Here is a 14,967-nt window from a genome sequence, read left to right as displayed (position 1 = left end):
CAAGTTAAAAGACTACCAGTCTGCTATCGCTTCGGCGGGTCAGGGCCGCCGGGTTCGGCGATATTCAGAACGGGCACGCACCGGTCGTCGAGGCGCCAACGTGGTGGCTTCGTGGTCGGGGCGGGCCCGGTTGGGTCACCGTTCGAGGAGCGGACTGGCCCGAGCGGCCGGTACGCGTGCGCCGAGGGGCCGGTCTTCAGCGCGCGCGAGCAGGCCGGAGACGGACACGGCCACCATCTGGGCCACCAGGTCGGTGAACTCGACGCGCAGGGGGGCCAGAGCCGGATCGGCGTCGAAGGCGGCTCGCAGCGCCTCGGGCGGGCGGGCATGGGGCCAGGCGGCTCCGACGGTCAGCAGGATCATGGCCACGAGCCGGTGCGCATCCTGGACACCGAGCTCGGGCAGCGCCCGCCGCACCGCGTTTCGCAGGCGTTCGACGGCGCGCAGGGACGCCCGCTTGTGTTCGAGGACGACCTGCGCCGACACGTTGTGCTCCAGTACGGCGGCCTGGGTGCTGATCAGGTCGCACAACACGGGCCGCTCGGCCAGCGAGTGGCCCAGCAGCGCCGCCAGGCGGTCCCCGCGCTCGGCGACCGTGCCCTCGACGGGCACGAGCACCTCCTCAAGGGCGGCGACCCAGTCCCGCGTCTGCACCTCCAGCAGTTCGAGCAGCACTGCTTCACGCGATTCGAAGTAGCGCAGCACGTTCGACTTCGCCAGACCGACGCGGCGGCTCAGCTCGTTCAAGCTCAGCTGGCCGACGGGCATCTCATCGAGCATCGCCGCGGCCGTCTCCAGGATCGCCCGGCGGCGCTGCTCGCGCTGGGAGGCGCTCCGGGCTCGTTGAAACTCCATGTCATCGATATTACATACCACTGGTCTGTTGACAACAGACCAGTGGTGCGTTATGGTCGGTAACAACAGACCACCAGTCTCTAAGGAGTGGAGATGTATCAGGTTCCCGATCAGAGTGGCAAGCTCGCGATCGTCACCGGATCGAACAGCGGCACCGGCTTCGAGGCCGCCCGCAAACTCGCGGGCGCGGGCGCGACGGTGGTCATGGCCGTGCGCACGCCCGCCAAGGGCGAGGCCGCGCGCGGGAGGATCCTCGCCGCGCACCCGGGCGCCGACGTTCAGGTGCGTCGGCTCGACCTGGCCGACCTCGCCAGTGTGCAGGAATTCGCCGAGACCATGGTCAGCGACGGGCGCCCGGTCGACCTGCTGCTGAACAACGCCGGAGTGATGATGCTGCCCGAGCGCCACGAGACCGTCGACGGGTTCGAGATGCAGCTGGGTACCAACTTCTTCGGCCCCTTCGCCCTCACCCTGCGTCTGCTCCCGGCCCTACTGAAAGCGAAAGCGCCGCGCGTGGTGACGATGGCCAGTAGCAACCAGGCCCCGATCGACTTCGACAATTTGCAGTGGGCGACCGGGTACAACCCGATCCGCGCCTACGGGCGCTCCAAGCTCGCCGACCTGCTGCTGAGTCGCCAGCTCGCCCGCATCGCGACCGAACGCGGCTGGAACCTGCTCTCGGTCGGCGCCCACCCGGGCAGCGCGGCGACGAGCATCTTCGAGAACGGCACGCAGCTGGGCGGCGACCAGCCACGCCTGCTGCGACTGGCAGCCAGGGTTACCCCCATGCACTCCGCCGAGGCGGGCGCTGACCCGATGCTGTACGCCGCGACCGCATCCGATGTCGAGCAGGCAGGCTACTACGGCCCGCGGTTCGGCCTGGTGGGTCGCCCCGCGAAGGCGTCGGTGTCCAAGCGCGGCCGGGACGGGCAGGTCGCCGCCCGGCTGTGGACCGAGGCCGAACGCCTCACCGGCGTCACCCTCCCCGCAGCCTGACTTCGATCGGTGTGGAGCAGATCATGGCTACTGGCCTGGCGCGCACCCCGGACGTGCGCGGCCCCCGGTTCGCGATCGGCGCGGTGCTGCTGATCGTGAACGCGGTGGCCTACGTGGTGCTGGAGGCGGTCGCCGCGGCGGCGTGGCGGAACCCGGCCTACAGCTACAGCTACAACTACATCTCTGACCTCGGCGTGCCCGATACCGCCGAGTTCCAGGGCCGGATGATCGACTCGCCGCTGCACCTGGTGATGAACACCGCGTTCGTGCTGCACGGGGTCGTGTTCGTCATCGCCGCCGCCCTGCTGTGGCCGGCCGTCGCCCGCCCCGGGCTGCGCCGGGCCTATCTCGTTCTCGCCGTCCTGCACGGCGTCGGGATCAGCTTGGTGGGCCTGTTCCACGGCTCCCAGGCCGCCGTCGACGATGGCACCGCACCGCTCCACGGGGTCGGCGCGCTGCTGGCGATCGGCGCGGGCAACGCGGCGGCCATCATCGCGGGCAGCGACCTGCTGCGCCGACGCGTCCGCGGCCTGGGGGCCGTGCTGATCGCCGTCGGTGCTACGGGGATCGTCGCGTTCGCCTCCCTGCTGGCCAACTCCGGGACTGCCGTCGACGGCATCCCTGAGCGGATCGCGGTCTATGCGGTCATGGCCGCCGAGGCCATCGCCGGTATCGCACTGCTGGTGGCGAGGCGCAGGCAGCGCGGGGCCGCGTCCACGGGACCGGTGCCGACCACTGTAGGCGGGCAGCGATGACCGGTCCTGCCGGAACCGTAATCCGGTTCGTCAACCCGCATACAAGCATCGACGTCACCGTCGACGAGGACAACCCCGCCGCCCGTTCACTGATCGCCCAGCTGCCGCTGCGCGGGCTGGTGTTCGCCGACAACGGCGGGGTAGAGAAGCTCGTCCGTCTCGACCAGCCGCTCGACACGACCGGCTCCCCGGCCTCAGGCATCCGACCCGGCGACCTGATCGGCTTCACGCCGTGGAACAGCATCGCGTTCTGGTACGACCCCGCCGGCTACCCGCCCCGCAGCGCGCTCGTCCATCTTGGCCGCTACGAGGCGACCGCGACCCAGCTCGAGCAGATCACCGCGGCACCTGTGACCGCACACCGGCTCACCGACTAGCTAGTCATCGAAAGGAACCACCATGTCCACTACTGCTTCTCTGACCGGGAAGGCTGCCATCATCACCGGCGGCAGCAAAGGCACGGGCCTGGGCATCGCCAAGGCCTACGTCAAGGAAGGCATCGCCGTCGCCATCACCGGCCGCAGCGCCGACGCCCTCGACGCAGCCAAGGCCGAGCTCGAACAGCTCGTCCCCGACGCGCGGGTGCTCGCACTCACCGCCGACAACAAGGACCCCGAGGTCCCCGCCCGGGTCGTCGCCGACACCGTCGAGCGGTTCGGACGACTGGACATCCTCATCAACAACGCCCAGGAGTTCCGCACCGGCAAGGCCGTCCAAGACATCACCGAGGACGACATGCGCGCCAGCTTCGACTCCGGGTTCTTCGCGACCTGGCGGTTCATGACCGCCGCCTACCCGCACCTGCAGCACACCAAGGGCACCGTCATCAACATGGCCAGCGGCGCGGGCGTCCAGGCCGTCCGCAGCCACGGCGCCTACGGGCCCAACAAAGAGGCCATCCGCGGACTCTCGCGCATCGCCGCCAAGGAATGGGGCGCGGACGACATCACCGTCAACGTCATCAACCCCTACGTCGCCTCGGCCGAGTCCGAACGCTACGAGCGTGAATACCCCGAAGTGATCACCGAGATCCTGAAAGGCATCGCGCTCGGGCGCATCGGCGACGCCGAACTCAACGTCGGCAGCCTGTGCGTCTACCTCGCCACCGAAGGCGGCAAGTACATGACCGGCGCCAGCTTCGACGTCGACGGCGGCGCGTTCATCCGCCCCTGACCACCCTGCTCCACCGGACACCACCAGAAACAGAACAACACCAACCGAAAGGAACACCGCCATGACCACCCGACTCGACCTACCCTTCGACCAGGACTCCACCACCGACGACGTGATCGCCGGAGTCGACCTGACCGGCAAGCGCGCCATCGTGACCGGCGCGTCCTCCGGACTCGGCGCCGAGACCGCACGAGCCCTGGCCGCCACCGGAGCCGAGGTCACCCTCGCCGTCCGCAACACCGAGGCCGGAGCGAAGACCGCCGCCGACATCACCGCCGCCACCGGGAACCCGCACGTGCACGCCGTCCGCCTCGACCTCGACGACCGCGCCTCCATCGACGCGTTCGCCACCGCCTGGGACGGGCCCCTCCACATCCTGGTCAACAACGCCGGCATCATGGCCCTGCCCGAGCGCACCCTCAGCCCCGACGGCTGGGAGCAGCACTTCGCGACCAACCACCTCGGGCACTTCGCCCTCACCCTGGCCCTGCACGACGCCCTCGCCGCCGCGAACGGCGCCCGGGTCGTCGCAGTCAGCTCCGGCACCCACCACGCCTCGGGCGTGGTGTTCGACGACATCAACTACACCAGCCGCGACTACGACCCGTGGCAGGCGTACGGGCAGTCCAAGACCGCGAACATCCTCTTCGCCATCGAAGCCGCGAAGCGGTGGGCCGGAGACAAGATCGCGGTCAACGCGATCGAGCCCGGCGCGATCTACGACACCGGACTGCTGCGCCACGTCCAGATCACCCCCGAGTTCCAGCAGATCGTGGACGCCACACCGTGGAAGACCGTCCAGCAGGGCGCCGCCACCCAGACCCTCCTGGCAGCCTCACCGCTGCTTGAAGGCGTCACCGGCGGCTACTTCGCCGACGCCAACGTGATCGAGAAGTCCCAGACCAACCCGAACGGACTCGCTCCCCACGCCGCCGACCCCGACGCCGCCGCACGCCTGTGGGACCTGTCCCTCGACGCCATCCAGGAATAACCCTCCCGGTGCGGGGCGGCGCACCGCCGCCCCGCACCCCACCAGCACGAAGGAGCACGAACCGATGCCATCACAAGGAACCATCGACCCCGCACTCAAACGCGTCCGCGAGCGGTTCGACGCCGCACTGGAAGCCGAGGAACTCGGTGCGTCGCTGGCCGTGGACATCGACGGGCAGAACGCAGTAGACCTGTGGGGCGGGTACCGAGACGAAGCTCGAACCCTCCCGTGGGATCGCGACACGATCGTCAACGTCTTCTCCACGACGAAGAACATCACCGCGCTCGCGGTCCTCACGCTCGCCGACCGGAGCCAGCTCGACCTGGACGCCCCGGTCGCCACCTACTGGCCCGAGTTCGCCGCCAACGGCAAGGACGCCGTCCTCGTCCGCCACCTCCTCGCGCACACCTCCGGGGTGTCCGGGTGGGAACCGCCCGTCACCATCCCCGACCTCTACGACCTCGAGACCTCCACGGCCAGGCTCGCCAGGCAGGCGCCATGGTGGGCTCCGGGCACCGCCGCCGGATACCACGCCCTCAGCTACGGCCACCTGCTCGGCGAGCTCGTGCGCCGCGTCGACGGGCGCTCGCTGACCGCCTTCGTCGACGAGGAGCTGGCCGCCCCGCTCGGCGCCGACGTCCAGATCGGCGCCCGCGAACATGACTGGGGACGCGTCGCCCCGGTCATCGCACCGCCACCGCTGGCGCTCGACACGTCCGCCATGGACCCGGCCAGTCCTGCCGTACGGACCTTCACCGGACCGACTCCCGACGCCGCCCTGGTGAACACCCCAGAGTGGCGCCGCGCAGAGATCGGCGCCGCCAACGCGCACACCAACGCAAGGGGACTGTCCGACCTCCTGCGGGTCGTCACACTCGGCGGCACCGCGAACGGCGTCCACCTGCTCTCCGAGGACACCGTGAAACGGATCTTCGACATACAGGCCGACGGCTCTGACCTCGTCAACGGAGCGCACACCCGCTGGGGCATCGGCTTCGGCCTCACCCCCTCCCAGGTCGCACCCTTCCTCCCAGAAGGGAACGTCGCCTGGTGGGGCGGATGGGGCGGCTCCATCACCGTCATGGACCTCGACCGGCGAGTCACCTTCGCCTACGCCATGAACAAGATGGCCGACGGCGGCATCGTCCTTTTCGACCGCCTCGCCGGATACCTGACTACCGTCTACGACGCCCTCTGATTCACCACCCAAAGCGTTCCGTCAACCACGAAGGAGCTCTTCAGGAACTTGAAAAAGCCCTGCCAGGGCGGGAGTTCAGCCAGTCAACTCGAACATGAGCTCCTCGATCGCGCCGGGCTCGCTGTCCAGCAGCGCAGCGGAAACCCTGCCGTGAACGGTGCTGGTCAGCGGTATCCACGGTTCCGAACCGTAGGCTCGCATGCTGTCGCTGCATAGGCGCTCTTCGAGCACGGCCGCCAAGCTGTCCAAGAACACACTCCGCCTTCGCCGGTCTGCACCATGTCGAACCAACGCATCGCGCACACGGTCGAGGAACTCGTCCCGATCCGGATCGGCGTTGTTGTAACGTCGCAGGGTCTCAAGGCTGCAGTCAGATTTCCAGAACCATGCTTTGGGCGAAGGCTGGCAAGCTTCTTGCCGCCAGGTAATTTGAAACTGCCCTCGGTATGCGTGCCTGACAACATCAGGCAGGGCGTCTAGTTTCCTATTGTGCGAGGTGTAGAACAGCATGCTTCCTCGAGCCATTTCCAACGAGGAACCGCTTGCAAGATACTGGCGAAGTTTGCCGAGCAGGTGACTCTTTCCCGATCCCGGTACACCCCAGATCGGAGTGACAGGATGGAGCCGCGCGCTGGATTGTGATTGCCAAATCAGGTCAAGCGATTTCAGCCTCCACGATGCGCACGCGGTATTGTCCGCGGTGCTCGCTGCCGCTGCAGCTTCGTTCTCAGCATTAGAGAGGATCTCGGTGGCTTGGCGCCGAGCGTCTTCGAGGATCTGTTCAGCATCCTGTCGAGCCCTGTCGAGGATCTCATTTCGCTCACGCCGAGCGGCCGCCTCTATCGATTGCGCCGAGGCTGTTGACCTGTGCTCCCCTGCACTCACCTGCGCTGCGTTCGGATGTTCGGGCAGATCCTGCGGTTCAAGTTCGACCAGCATCGCCCGCAACGCGTTGAGGTCAGCGAGCTTGTCAGTCGCTTCGGGGAGGCCGTACCGGGCCGCGCACTGCAGCCAGTGTTCAGCCCGGTCAAGACGGCCGAGCTCGAGGAAGTTGACCCCGATCTCATACGCGTCCGCGCCGAGTGTGAACTGCTCGCTCTGCATCCGCTGCTGGTCGCTCCTCGACCGCTTCACAGCGTCAACCTTCGCCATGAGCTCGTGATAGCTCATCGGCGGCCCGACGTGCCCTGGCAATGATGCAGCCTTCAGCTCCTGAATAGACTCGTCAAGCCACGTTGGCTGGTCATCATCGTGCTCAGACATCATCGTTCCCTGTTCCCGCGCTTACCGGATCGGCATGTACCCGTTCAGCGACTCGTGTACCTGCAGCTTCACTCGCGCCCGAGCGACATGCGTCCGCACGGTCTCGGGCCCGATCCCCATCATCGCAGCGACTACCTCACAAGGAAGCCCGTCGACCATGGTGAGGATGAACGCCTCCTGCATCCGATCCGGCAGGCTCCTGATGGCCTGTTCCAGATCCAGCCGCGGGGGCACGATGACCCCGGGGTCCTGAGCTTCAGCCCAGAAGTGCACCGGGCCGGTGACAGTCAGCTCGGCGAGCTCGTCGTACGGCTCCATTCGCACACGCTTGTTCGCCCGGCTCCAGTCGATGACGGCGTTCTTCGCGACCCTGAACAGAAACCATTCGGGATGGTCGTGACCCGGTATATTGTCGATGGTCTTGCACCAGATCTGCGCGATGACATCCTCGGCCATCTCGCGGTGGGGGATGCGGCGCTTCACGTACGCCGCCAGCTCGTCTCCGTACTGTTCGAACAGCACTTCCTGTGGATCTCGTTGATCTCCGCTGCTCAAGGCCCCTGCCCCATTCATAGTCGACTTGCCCTGATCTGCCGCACCTGACTCGTACGCGGATCGCGCCCCCTGCGACCCGCACTGCCTCTCCGGGGGGTACAGCCCTGTGGCGCCGTCGGACCCGGCCGCTTCACGTGGAGCCGCCGACGGTGCGCCTCGACTAAGAAAACGGTCCGGCCCCGGATTTCGGGGACATGGCGTGTCAAGCGTCACTAATGCGTCGACGTGGATGACGGGATGGACGGTTGGCACCAGTCCAGGCGATCACCCCCGCACTGCCAGTCCGGAACATCGTCACCAGTCTGCCGCCTGACGCACTCCGCACAAGCCCCGACCCCCCCCACAGTGAAATCTTTCGCAGGAAGGTGAAATGGCTGGTGAAACCTATCATGGGAAGGTGAAATGATTTTCGCGAACTCACACCGCCTTCGTGGCCGGTGTTCAAGGCGCCCAGGAGTTCCACGACCTCGGCGCCGCGGCATTCGCCGACGACGATCCGGTCGGGCCGCATCCGCAGTGCCTGGCGGACCAGGGCCGCGAGGTCGACCGCTCCGGCGCCTTCGACGTTCGCCGGGCGGGATTCGAGCGTGAGCGCGTGCGGGTGGTCGAGGGCGAGTTCGGCGGCGTCCTCGACGATCACGATCCGCTCCGTGCGGGCCGCGGTCGACAGGAGGCTCGCGAGCAGCGTGGTCTTGCCGCTGCCGGTTCCACCGGTCACCAGGAACGGGAGCCTCGCTTCGACGATGCGGAGCAGGAGGTCGGCCATGTCGGCGGTGAGCGTGTCGGCCTCGACGAGCTGCGTCAGCGTGAACGCCTTCGACCGGTGGGTGCGGAACGACAGGTACGGGCCGGTGGCGGCGATCGGCGGGAGGACGGCGTGGAAGCGGGTGCCGTCGGGGAGCCGCACGTCGGCGTACGGGCTGCCCGCGTCGAGGCGCCTGCCCGCCGCGGCGGCGAGGCGGCAGGCGAGGGAGCGGACCGCGTCGGCGCGGCCGAGGCGGACCTCGGTGGGCCGCAGGCCGTCGCCGCGGTCGGCCCAGACGCCGCCGGTGCCGTTGACGACGACGTCGGTGACGGCCGGGTCGTCGAGGAGCGGTTGCAGGGGCCCGGCGCCGATGAGGTCGCCGCTGAGCGACGCGGTGAGCCGCAGGAGCGAGTCCTGGTCGGGCGGGGCGGCCCCGGAGGCGCGCAGGGCCCGGACGATCTCTGCGGTGGCGGAGTCGCGTCCGCCGGGCCGGGACTGCGCGGCGAGCTGGCGCCGGACCCGGTCCAGCAGTTCGAGGCTCATCGGACCGCACCGGTGCGGGCGAGGCCGCTGCGCGGGCGCTCGCGGCTGAGTTCGGCGGTGAGGTCGTGGACGGCGCGGGCGAGGCGCCCGCGCGGGACGCGGCCTTGGCGCAGCAGTACGGGGAGGCGCCGGTCGGTGGGGATCGCGCCCCACACCGGGGGTTCGGCCCAGTCCGCTTCGCGCGGGCCGTCCCAGGAGACGCCGGCGGGGCGGGGACGGGCGTCGCCGCGCAGGACCGCACCGAGGTGGGCGTTGTAGAGGCCGTATGCGGCGGTGACGCTGCGGGCGGCTTCCCAGGACCGTTCGCCGGGGCCGATGACGACGGCGACCGAGCGGGCGGCGGTGGCGGCGTGGGCGGCCGCTTCGGTCCTGGCGCGGGGCAGGTCGACGACGACGAGGTCGGCGGCGAGGCGCGCGGCGCGCAGGACCTGGTCGAACACGTCGGCGGGAACGTCGGTGGGGTTGCGCGGGTCGGGGCCGATGAGGTGGAGGCCGCCGCGCCGGGGCAGGCCGTCGAGGAGCCGTTCGGGTTCGAGGAGGCCGGAGCCCTCGGCGAGGGAGGGCCAGCGCCAGCCGGGTTGGGAGGCGAGTCCGGCGGCGGCGTCGATGCCGCCGCCGGTGGGGTCGAGGTCGATGAGGACGGTGCGGCGGCCGTCGCGGGCGGCGCTGCCGGCCGCGGCGAGGGCGATGGTGGAGGCGCCGGCGCCGCCGTGTCCGGCGACGGCGGCGATGACGGGTGCGGGTTCGGTGTCGCGGGCGGTGCGGGTGAACAGGTCGGAGAGCCATTTGTCGGCGGCGGGGAGGGCGATGACGCTGGTGGCCTGGAGCTGGAAGGCCATGGGCCACAGGATGGATTCGTCGGCGGGGTCGTTGCCGAGCCAGGCGACGGTGGTGCAGAAGACGAGGTGTTCGCGGGCGGGGAAGCCGAGTTCGATGCAGGCGGCGCCGAGGTCGGGTCCGACGAGGACGATGGGGGCGCGCTGCCAGGTCGCGGCGGCGTCGGGGGCGTGGTCGATGCGGCGTACGGGGTGGCCTGCGGCGGCGGCGAGGGGGAGGACGGCTTCGGCGAGGCGGTCGTCGGCGGTGACGAGGATGGATTCGGCCGCGGGTGCGGCGGTGGCGGTGGTGCGGTCGAGGATCGCGGCCATGGTTGCTCCTACGCTCAGTGGTGTTCGCGTGACGTGGAGCAACCTTGACGGGTGGGGGCCGGAACCGGCAAGGAAAAGTTTTGGGGCTGTGGATAACTCGCGGAGCCGCAGGTCGCGGGCCTGTGGATAACTTCGCGGAGGTGAGTCGGGTTCGGATATGTGGCGAGGGACCGTCCCGGCGGGACGGTCCCTCGTGGAGGTCGGCGGTTCCTATTCGGGGCGGATGCCCCAGACGCCGAACCAGGCTTCGCTGGGGGAGAGCTCGATGAGGTCCTCCCCGGTGGCGAGGGCGTTCGGCGGGCAGGTGGTCGGCTCGATGGCGACGGAGGCGCGCTTGCGGTCGCCTTCGAGGCCGTCGGAGGTGTAGATGTGGACCCAGCCGAAGGACTCGTCCATCCAGACGGTGACGGCCTGGCCGGAGACGGGGTCGGCGAGGCGGACTTCGGCCTTGCCGTCGGAGCCGCGCTTGAGGTCGCCGTAGGCGTCGTCGACGACGAGGTCCTTCAGCACCGTGGGCTCGTCGAAGTCGGCGGGGCCGGAGCCGACGGGGATGCTCTGCTTGTCGAGTTTCAGCTTCTTGGCGGCCGGGACGTGGAGGGTGGCCTCGTCGATCCGCTCCAGGGAGCCGGGGATGAGGTAGGAGTGGGTGCCCATGCCGAACGGCGCGGTCTTCGTGCCGGGGTTGGAGACGGTATGGGCGGCGCGCAGGCCCCCGGGGCCGACGGACCAGCGGGTGCGCAGTTGCAGCGTCCACGGGTAGCCGAGGCGGGCGGGGAGGCGGCATTCGAGGGTGACGGAGGTGTCGGTGACCTCAACCGCGGACCATTCGGCCCAGGCGACGAACCCGTGGAGGGCGGTGTTGGTCTCGATCTCGTTGACCGGGAGCTGGTACTCGGTGCCGTCGAAGGTGTACTTGCCGTCGCGGATGCGGTTGGGCCAGGGGGCCAGGACGTGGCCGGACCAGCCGGGGGCGAGCTCCTCGTCGCCGTAGCTCATGACGACCGGTCGGCCGCGGTAGGAGTACGAGCGCACGCCGCCGCCGACAGCGACGATGGTGGCCTCGTGGTCGTTGTAGGCGATCACCCATTGCTCGCCGGACAGCGCCATAGGGGTTACCTCCATGTCGTTATCGATGGGCTGGATGTGCTTTGACGTTAGCTCATGTCGGATGACCTGCGGCACGCGTGTCGATGTGGGCGAGATCGCAGGAAACCGTTGAAACCAACAAGACCCATTATTGAAACCCTCCCATCAAACCGGGCAAAATTGGGCAAATAACTAAGCTCACGATGCTTGTCTCATATTTTGCGCCACTTCCGTACCGCCGTCGAGGATCACCCCCGCCCCGCGGGCACTTCCGTCGGGGACGGCCGTGAGGCACCATTTCCAGATAACTACGAACCGTCGCCTCCCGGAAGCCCCCGGTCGGCAACCACAGGGACAACACACTCAGGAGTACAACGATGTCTGAGTTCAAGCCCGGCCTCGAAGGCGTCATCGCCTTCGAAACCGAGATCGCCGAGCCTGACAAAGAGGGTGGTTCGCTCCGCTACCGCGGGGTGGACATCCAGGACCTGGTAGCGCAGAGCACCTACGGCGACGTATGGGGCCTCCTCGTCGACGGGAAGTTCGGAAGCGGCCTGCCCGCCGCGGAGCCCGTGCCCGTCCCGGTCTCCTCCGGCGACACCCGCGTCGACGCCCAGGCCGCGGTCGCCATGCTCGCCCCCTACTGGGGTCTGAAGCCGCTGCTCGACATCGACGACGAGACCGCCCGGGACGATCTCGCCCGAGTGTCCGTCACCACGCTGTCGTTCATCGCCCAGTCCGCGCGCGGCTCCGGCCGCCCGGCCGTGCCCCAGTCGGAGATCGACAAGGCCGAGACCATCACCGAGCGGTTCATGCGCCGCTGGCGCGGCGAGCCCGACCCCGCGCACGTCAAGGCCGTCGACACCTATCTCATGTCCGCCGCCGAGCACGGCATGAACGCCTCCACGTTCACCTCCCGCGTGGTCGCCTCCACCGGCGCCGACGCGGCCGCCGCGATCTCCTCGGGCATCGGCGCCCTGTCCGGCCCGCTGCACGGCGGCGCCCCCTCGCGCGTCCTCCACATGATCGAGGGCGTCGAGAAGTCCGGCGACGCCGAGGGCTACGTGAAGAACCTCCTCGACTCCGGCGAGCGCCTCATGGGCTTCGGCCACCGCGTCTACCGCGCCGAGGACCCGCGCTCGCGCGTGCTCCGCGCCGCCGCGAAGGAACTCGGCGCCCCCCGCTACGAGGTCGCCGAGGCCCTGGAGTCCGCGGCCCTCGCCGAGCTGCGCGCCCGCAAGCCCGACCGCGTGCTCGCCACGAACGTCGAGTTCTGGTCCGCGGTGCTCCTCGACTTCGCGGAGGTCCCCGCGGAGCTGTTCACGCCGATCTTCACGTGCGCCCGCGTGGGCGGCTGGAGCGCCCACATCCTGGAGCAGAAGAAGCTCGGCCGCATCGTGCGCCCGTCCGCGACCTACGTCGGCCCGGGCCCGCGCGGCCTCGACGAGGTCGAGGGCTGGAACTAGCCCGAACGCCTGCGAAGCGGCCCGCGCCCCTCGGGGTGCGGGCCGCTTTCACATTCCCTCGGCGATACCCGGTATGCGCGGTCGGGATAGGATCGTCCCCGAAACCCCACCACCCGAACGGGACGACGCATGCCCTCCCCCCGGACGCCGCACCTGCGCCGCCGCGACCTCCTGGTCGGCGGCCTCGCCGGGCTGGCCGTGACCGCCGCGGCGGCCGAGGGCGCCAGGTCGGTGTGGGACGCCGCGTCCGGCACCCCGTTCCCCGAGCCGCCCCGTACCGGCCCCGTCCACCTGATGATCGGCGCGCACCCCGACGACTGCCTGTACTTCGTGAACCCGCGCGTCGCCCGCGTCGTCGAGGACGGCGCGGACCTGTGCACCGTGGTCCTCACCGCGGGCGAGGCCGACGGGCGCAACACGTGGGACACCGCCGCTCCCGTCGACTACGCCGGGTACGCCGCCTCCCGCAACAACGGGCTGCGCCGCGCCTATGCGCTCATGGCCCTCGGCGACGCCGACGCGCCCTGGGACCGGTCGCGGGCGACCCTCGGCTCCGGGCAGGACGTCGAGCTGTGCGTCCTGCGCGACCGGCCCGGCGTGCACCTCGTGTTCTGCTCCCTGTGGACGAACCTCGGGCGCGTCACCGGCGACTTCACGCGCCTCCTCGCCCTGTGGGAGGGCCGCCTGGACGCCTCCGCGGTCCTGCCGCCCGCCGGATCGCCGCTGGGCGCTGGGTCGACCGTGGACCGCGCCACGGTGCGGGCGAGCCTCGCCGAGCTGCTCGACCGGTACCGGCCCGTCGCCGTGAACACCCTCGACCTCGACCCTGACCCCGTCGCCGGGGAGCGGCTCGGCGCCGAGCAGACCGGCTACTCCGACCACATCGACCACACCGCCGCCGCCCTCTTCGCATGGGAAGCCGCATTGGGGACCAGTGCGACCGTCGAGTCCTGGCGCGGCTACTACAACCGGCGCTGGCCCGGGAACCTCGGGCCCGCGGACCTGGACGCCAAGGGCGCAGCGCTGGACGCGTACGCGTGGGCCGACGGCGGCGACTGCGGCCACGCCCCCGGCTGCGGCGACCGGCTCATCGTCGGCCCCGGCGCGGGGACCACCTACGGGCACGCCACCCACCCGCGGTACACGCAGGCGCTCGTCCCCGTCGATACCGCCGCGGGCATCGCGCCGGCGGCCGTGCGCGGCGGGCGCGCCGCCGTCCTGCGCGGGGGCCGCGGCTGGGACGACCTCGGCGGGCCCGTCCTCTTCCCGTCCCTCGCGGCCGCCGGGACCCGCCTGTACGGGATCGGCCCCGAACTGACGGAGGACCCGGCCGCGCACGTGCGGGACCTGTACTGCCTCGACCGGGACACCGGCGAGTGGGCGAACCTCGGCAACCCCGCCGGGACCGGCCCGGCCGCGCGCACCGTCGGGCAGCCCGCCGCTGCCGACGACGGGACCACCGCGGTCGCGTGCCTGCGCCACCCCGACGGCGGGCTCGCCGTGCGCACCCGCACCGCGCACGGCTGGAGCGACTGGGCGCACCTTCCCGGGCCCGCCGTCCACGAGGCGCCCGCCGCGGTCGGCGCCGCCGGGGCCTTCACCATCGTCGCCGCCACCCCCGACAACATCGCCGCCTGGGAAGGCGACGGCACCGCCTGGACCCAGCGCGGCCTCGACCTGCCCGGCGCCGACGGCGCCCCCCACATCCCCGCCGGGGCCGTCACCGCCGAGCAGGTCCCCGACGGGCGCCTCCTGATCGCCTCCCGCGCCGCCGGCGGCAGCGACGTCGTCCTCCACCTCGGGCAGGGCACGGCGTGGACGGGCGTGCGCGTCCCCCTCGAAGGCGGCATCCTCGCGCCCACCGTCGCGCTCGGCCCCGACGGGGCGATCGCCGTCGTCTGCGACGACGGCAGCGGCGCCCCCGCGGCCCTCGTCCTCGACCTCGACGACCTCGACGGCGCCGCGGGGGAGCTCGCGCTCCTGTCGCGGCCGTGGACCCGCGGCGACGTCACCGTCCTCAAGCGCCCCGCCGCGGCGTTCGGCTCCGACGGGTCGCTGCGGCTGTGGGCCGTCGCCGCCGATGGTGAACTGTGGACGGCGCAGGCCGGGCCCGGCGCGCCGCCGCCCGTCGGGTGGGAGAGCGCCGCCTGACCTGCCGGTCCGCCCGTCCCAGCCTGCGGCCGGGCCGGGCCC

General features: G+C 70.5%; 14 protein-coding genes. 8 read left to right on the top strand and 6 right to left on the bottom strand.

Annotation, left to right across the window (positions count from 1 at the left end; translation table 11 throughout):
* Positions 1–135: 135 nt before the first annotated feature.
* Positions 136–855: a TetR/AcrR family transcriptional regulator gene (locus WA640_RS18205; protein ID WP_335989431.1), complete on the bottom strand. Its 720-nt coding sequence runs from the start codon at positions 853–855 to the stop codon at positions 136–138.
* 93 nt (positions 856–948) lie between these two features.
* On the opposite strand from WA640_RS18205, the gene WA640_RS18200 reads away from it, so the two are divergent.
* The 6 genes from WA640_RS18200 (at position 949) to WA640_RS18175 (ending at position 5,968) form a co-directional block, all read left to right on the top strand.
* Positions 949–1,851, top strand: a complete 903-nt coding sequence (locus WA640_RS18200; protein WP_335989429.1) for an SDR family oxidoreductase — start codon at positions 949–951, stop codon at positions 1,849–1,851.
* Between the two features lie 23 nt (positions 1,852–1,874).
* The gene (locus tag WA640_RS18195; protein WP_335989427.1) at positions 1,875–2,606 is read left to right on the top strand and encodes a DUF998 domain-containing protein; all 732 of its coding nucleotides are present in this window, start codon (positions 1,875–1,877) and stop codon (positions 2,604–2,606) included.
* Entirely contained in the window at positions 2,603–2,983 is a 381-nt protein-coding gene (locus WA640_RS18190; RefSeq protein WP_335989426.1) for a cyclophilin-like fold protein, read from the top strand. Before WA640_RS18195 ends, WA640_RS18190 begins: the two co-directional genes overlap by 4 nt.
* A gap of 22 nt (positions 2,984–3,005) precedes the next feature.
* Positions 3,006–3,779 carry an SDR family NAD(P)-dependent oxidoreductase gene (locus WA640_RS18185; RefSeq protein ID WP_335989424.1) on the top strand — a complete coding sequence of 258 codons (774 nt, stop codon included), beginning with the start codon at positions 3,006–3,008 and terminating at the stop codon, positions 3,777–3,779.
* A gap of 61 nt (positions 3,780–3,840) precedes the next feature.
* Positions 3,841–4,770 (top strand): SDR family NAD(P)-dependent oxidoreductase, encoded by a 930-nt coding sequence (locus tag WA640_RS18180; RefSeq protein WP_335989423.1) that lies wholly within the window; start codon positions 3,841–3,843, stop codon positions 4,768–4,770.
* Between the two features lie 64 nt (positions 4,771–4,834).
* A complete protein-coding gene (locus tag WA640_RS18175) occupies positions 4,835–5,968 on the top strand; it encodes a serine hydrolase domain-containing protein (RefSeq protein ID WP_335989422.1) in 1,134 nt (377 codons plus the stop codon).
* A 75-nt stretch (positions 5,969–6,043) separates the two neighbouring features.
* Here the strand turns inward: WA640_RS18175 and WA640_RS18170 are convergent, their stop codons facing one another.
* The 5 genes from WA640_RS18170 to WA640_RS18150 form a co-directional block, all read right to left on the bottom strand.
* A complete protein-coding gene (locus tag WA640_RS18170) occupies positions 6,044–7,231 on the bottom strand; it encodes a hypothetical protein (RefSeq protein ID WP_335989421.1) in 1,188 nt (395 codons plus the stop codon).
* Between the two features lie 21 nt (positions 7,232–7,252).
* Positions 7,253–7,753: an RNA polymerase sigma factor gene (locus WA640_RS18165; protein ID WP_335989419.1), complete on the bottom strand. Its 501-nt coding sequence runs from the start codon at positions 7,751–7,753 to the stop codon at positions 7,253–7,255.
* Positions 7,754–7,988: 235 nt separating this feature from the next.
* Positions 7,989–9,074 (bottom strand): TadA family conjugal transfer-associated ATPase, encoded by a 1,086-nt coding sequence (locus tag WA640_RS18160; protein ID WP_335989418.1) that lies wholly within the window; start codon positions 9,072–9,074, stop codon positions 7,989–7,991.
* The gene (gene ssd / locus WA640_RS18155; protein WP_335989417.1) at positions 9,071–10,222 is read right to left on the bottom strand and encodes a septum site-determining protein Ssd; all 1,152 of its coding nucleotides are present in this window, start codon (positions 10,220–10,222) and stop codon (positions 9,071–9,073) included. The genes WA640_RS18160 and ssd overlap by 4 nt, the downstream gene beginning before the upstream one ends.
* A gap of 210 nt (positions 10,223–10,432) precedes the next feature.
* Entirely contained in the window at positions 10,433–11,344 is a 912-nt protein-coding gene (locus WA640_RS18150; protein ID WP_335989415.1) for an aldose 1-epimerase family protein, read from the bottom strand.
* Positions 11,345–11,685: 341 nt separating this feature from the next.
* Between WA640_RS18150 and WA640_RS18145 the strand changes: the two genes are divergently transcribed.
* Complete coding sequence (locus tag WA640_RS18145; RefSeq protein WP_106362694.1) at positions 11,686–12,774, top strand: citrate synthase 2; 1,089 nt, start codon at positions 11,686–11,688, stop codon at positions 12,772–12,774.
* Between the two features lie 129 nt (positions 12,775–12,903).
* Entirely contained in the window at positions 12,904–14,925 is a 2,022-nt protein-coding gene (locus WA640_RS18140) for a PIG-L family deacetylase (protein ID WP_335989414.1), read from the top strand.
* The last annotated feature ends 42 nt before the right edge of the window (positions 14,926–14,967 follow it).

Origin of the sequence: Glycomyces sp. MUSA5-2, assembly GCF_037034145.1 — a bacterium.
Lineage (GTDB): Bacteria > Actinomycetota > Actinomycetes > Mycobacteriales > Micromonosporaceae > Glycomyces > Glycomyces artemisiae.
Note: the sequence above shows the minus strand (reverse complement) of the source record. Positions and strands in the feature narration are given on the sequence as shown.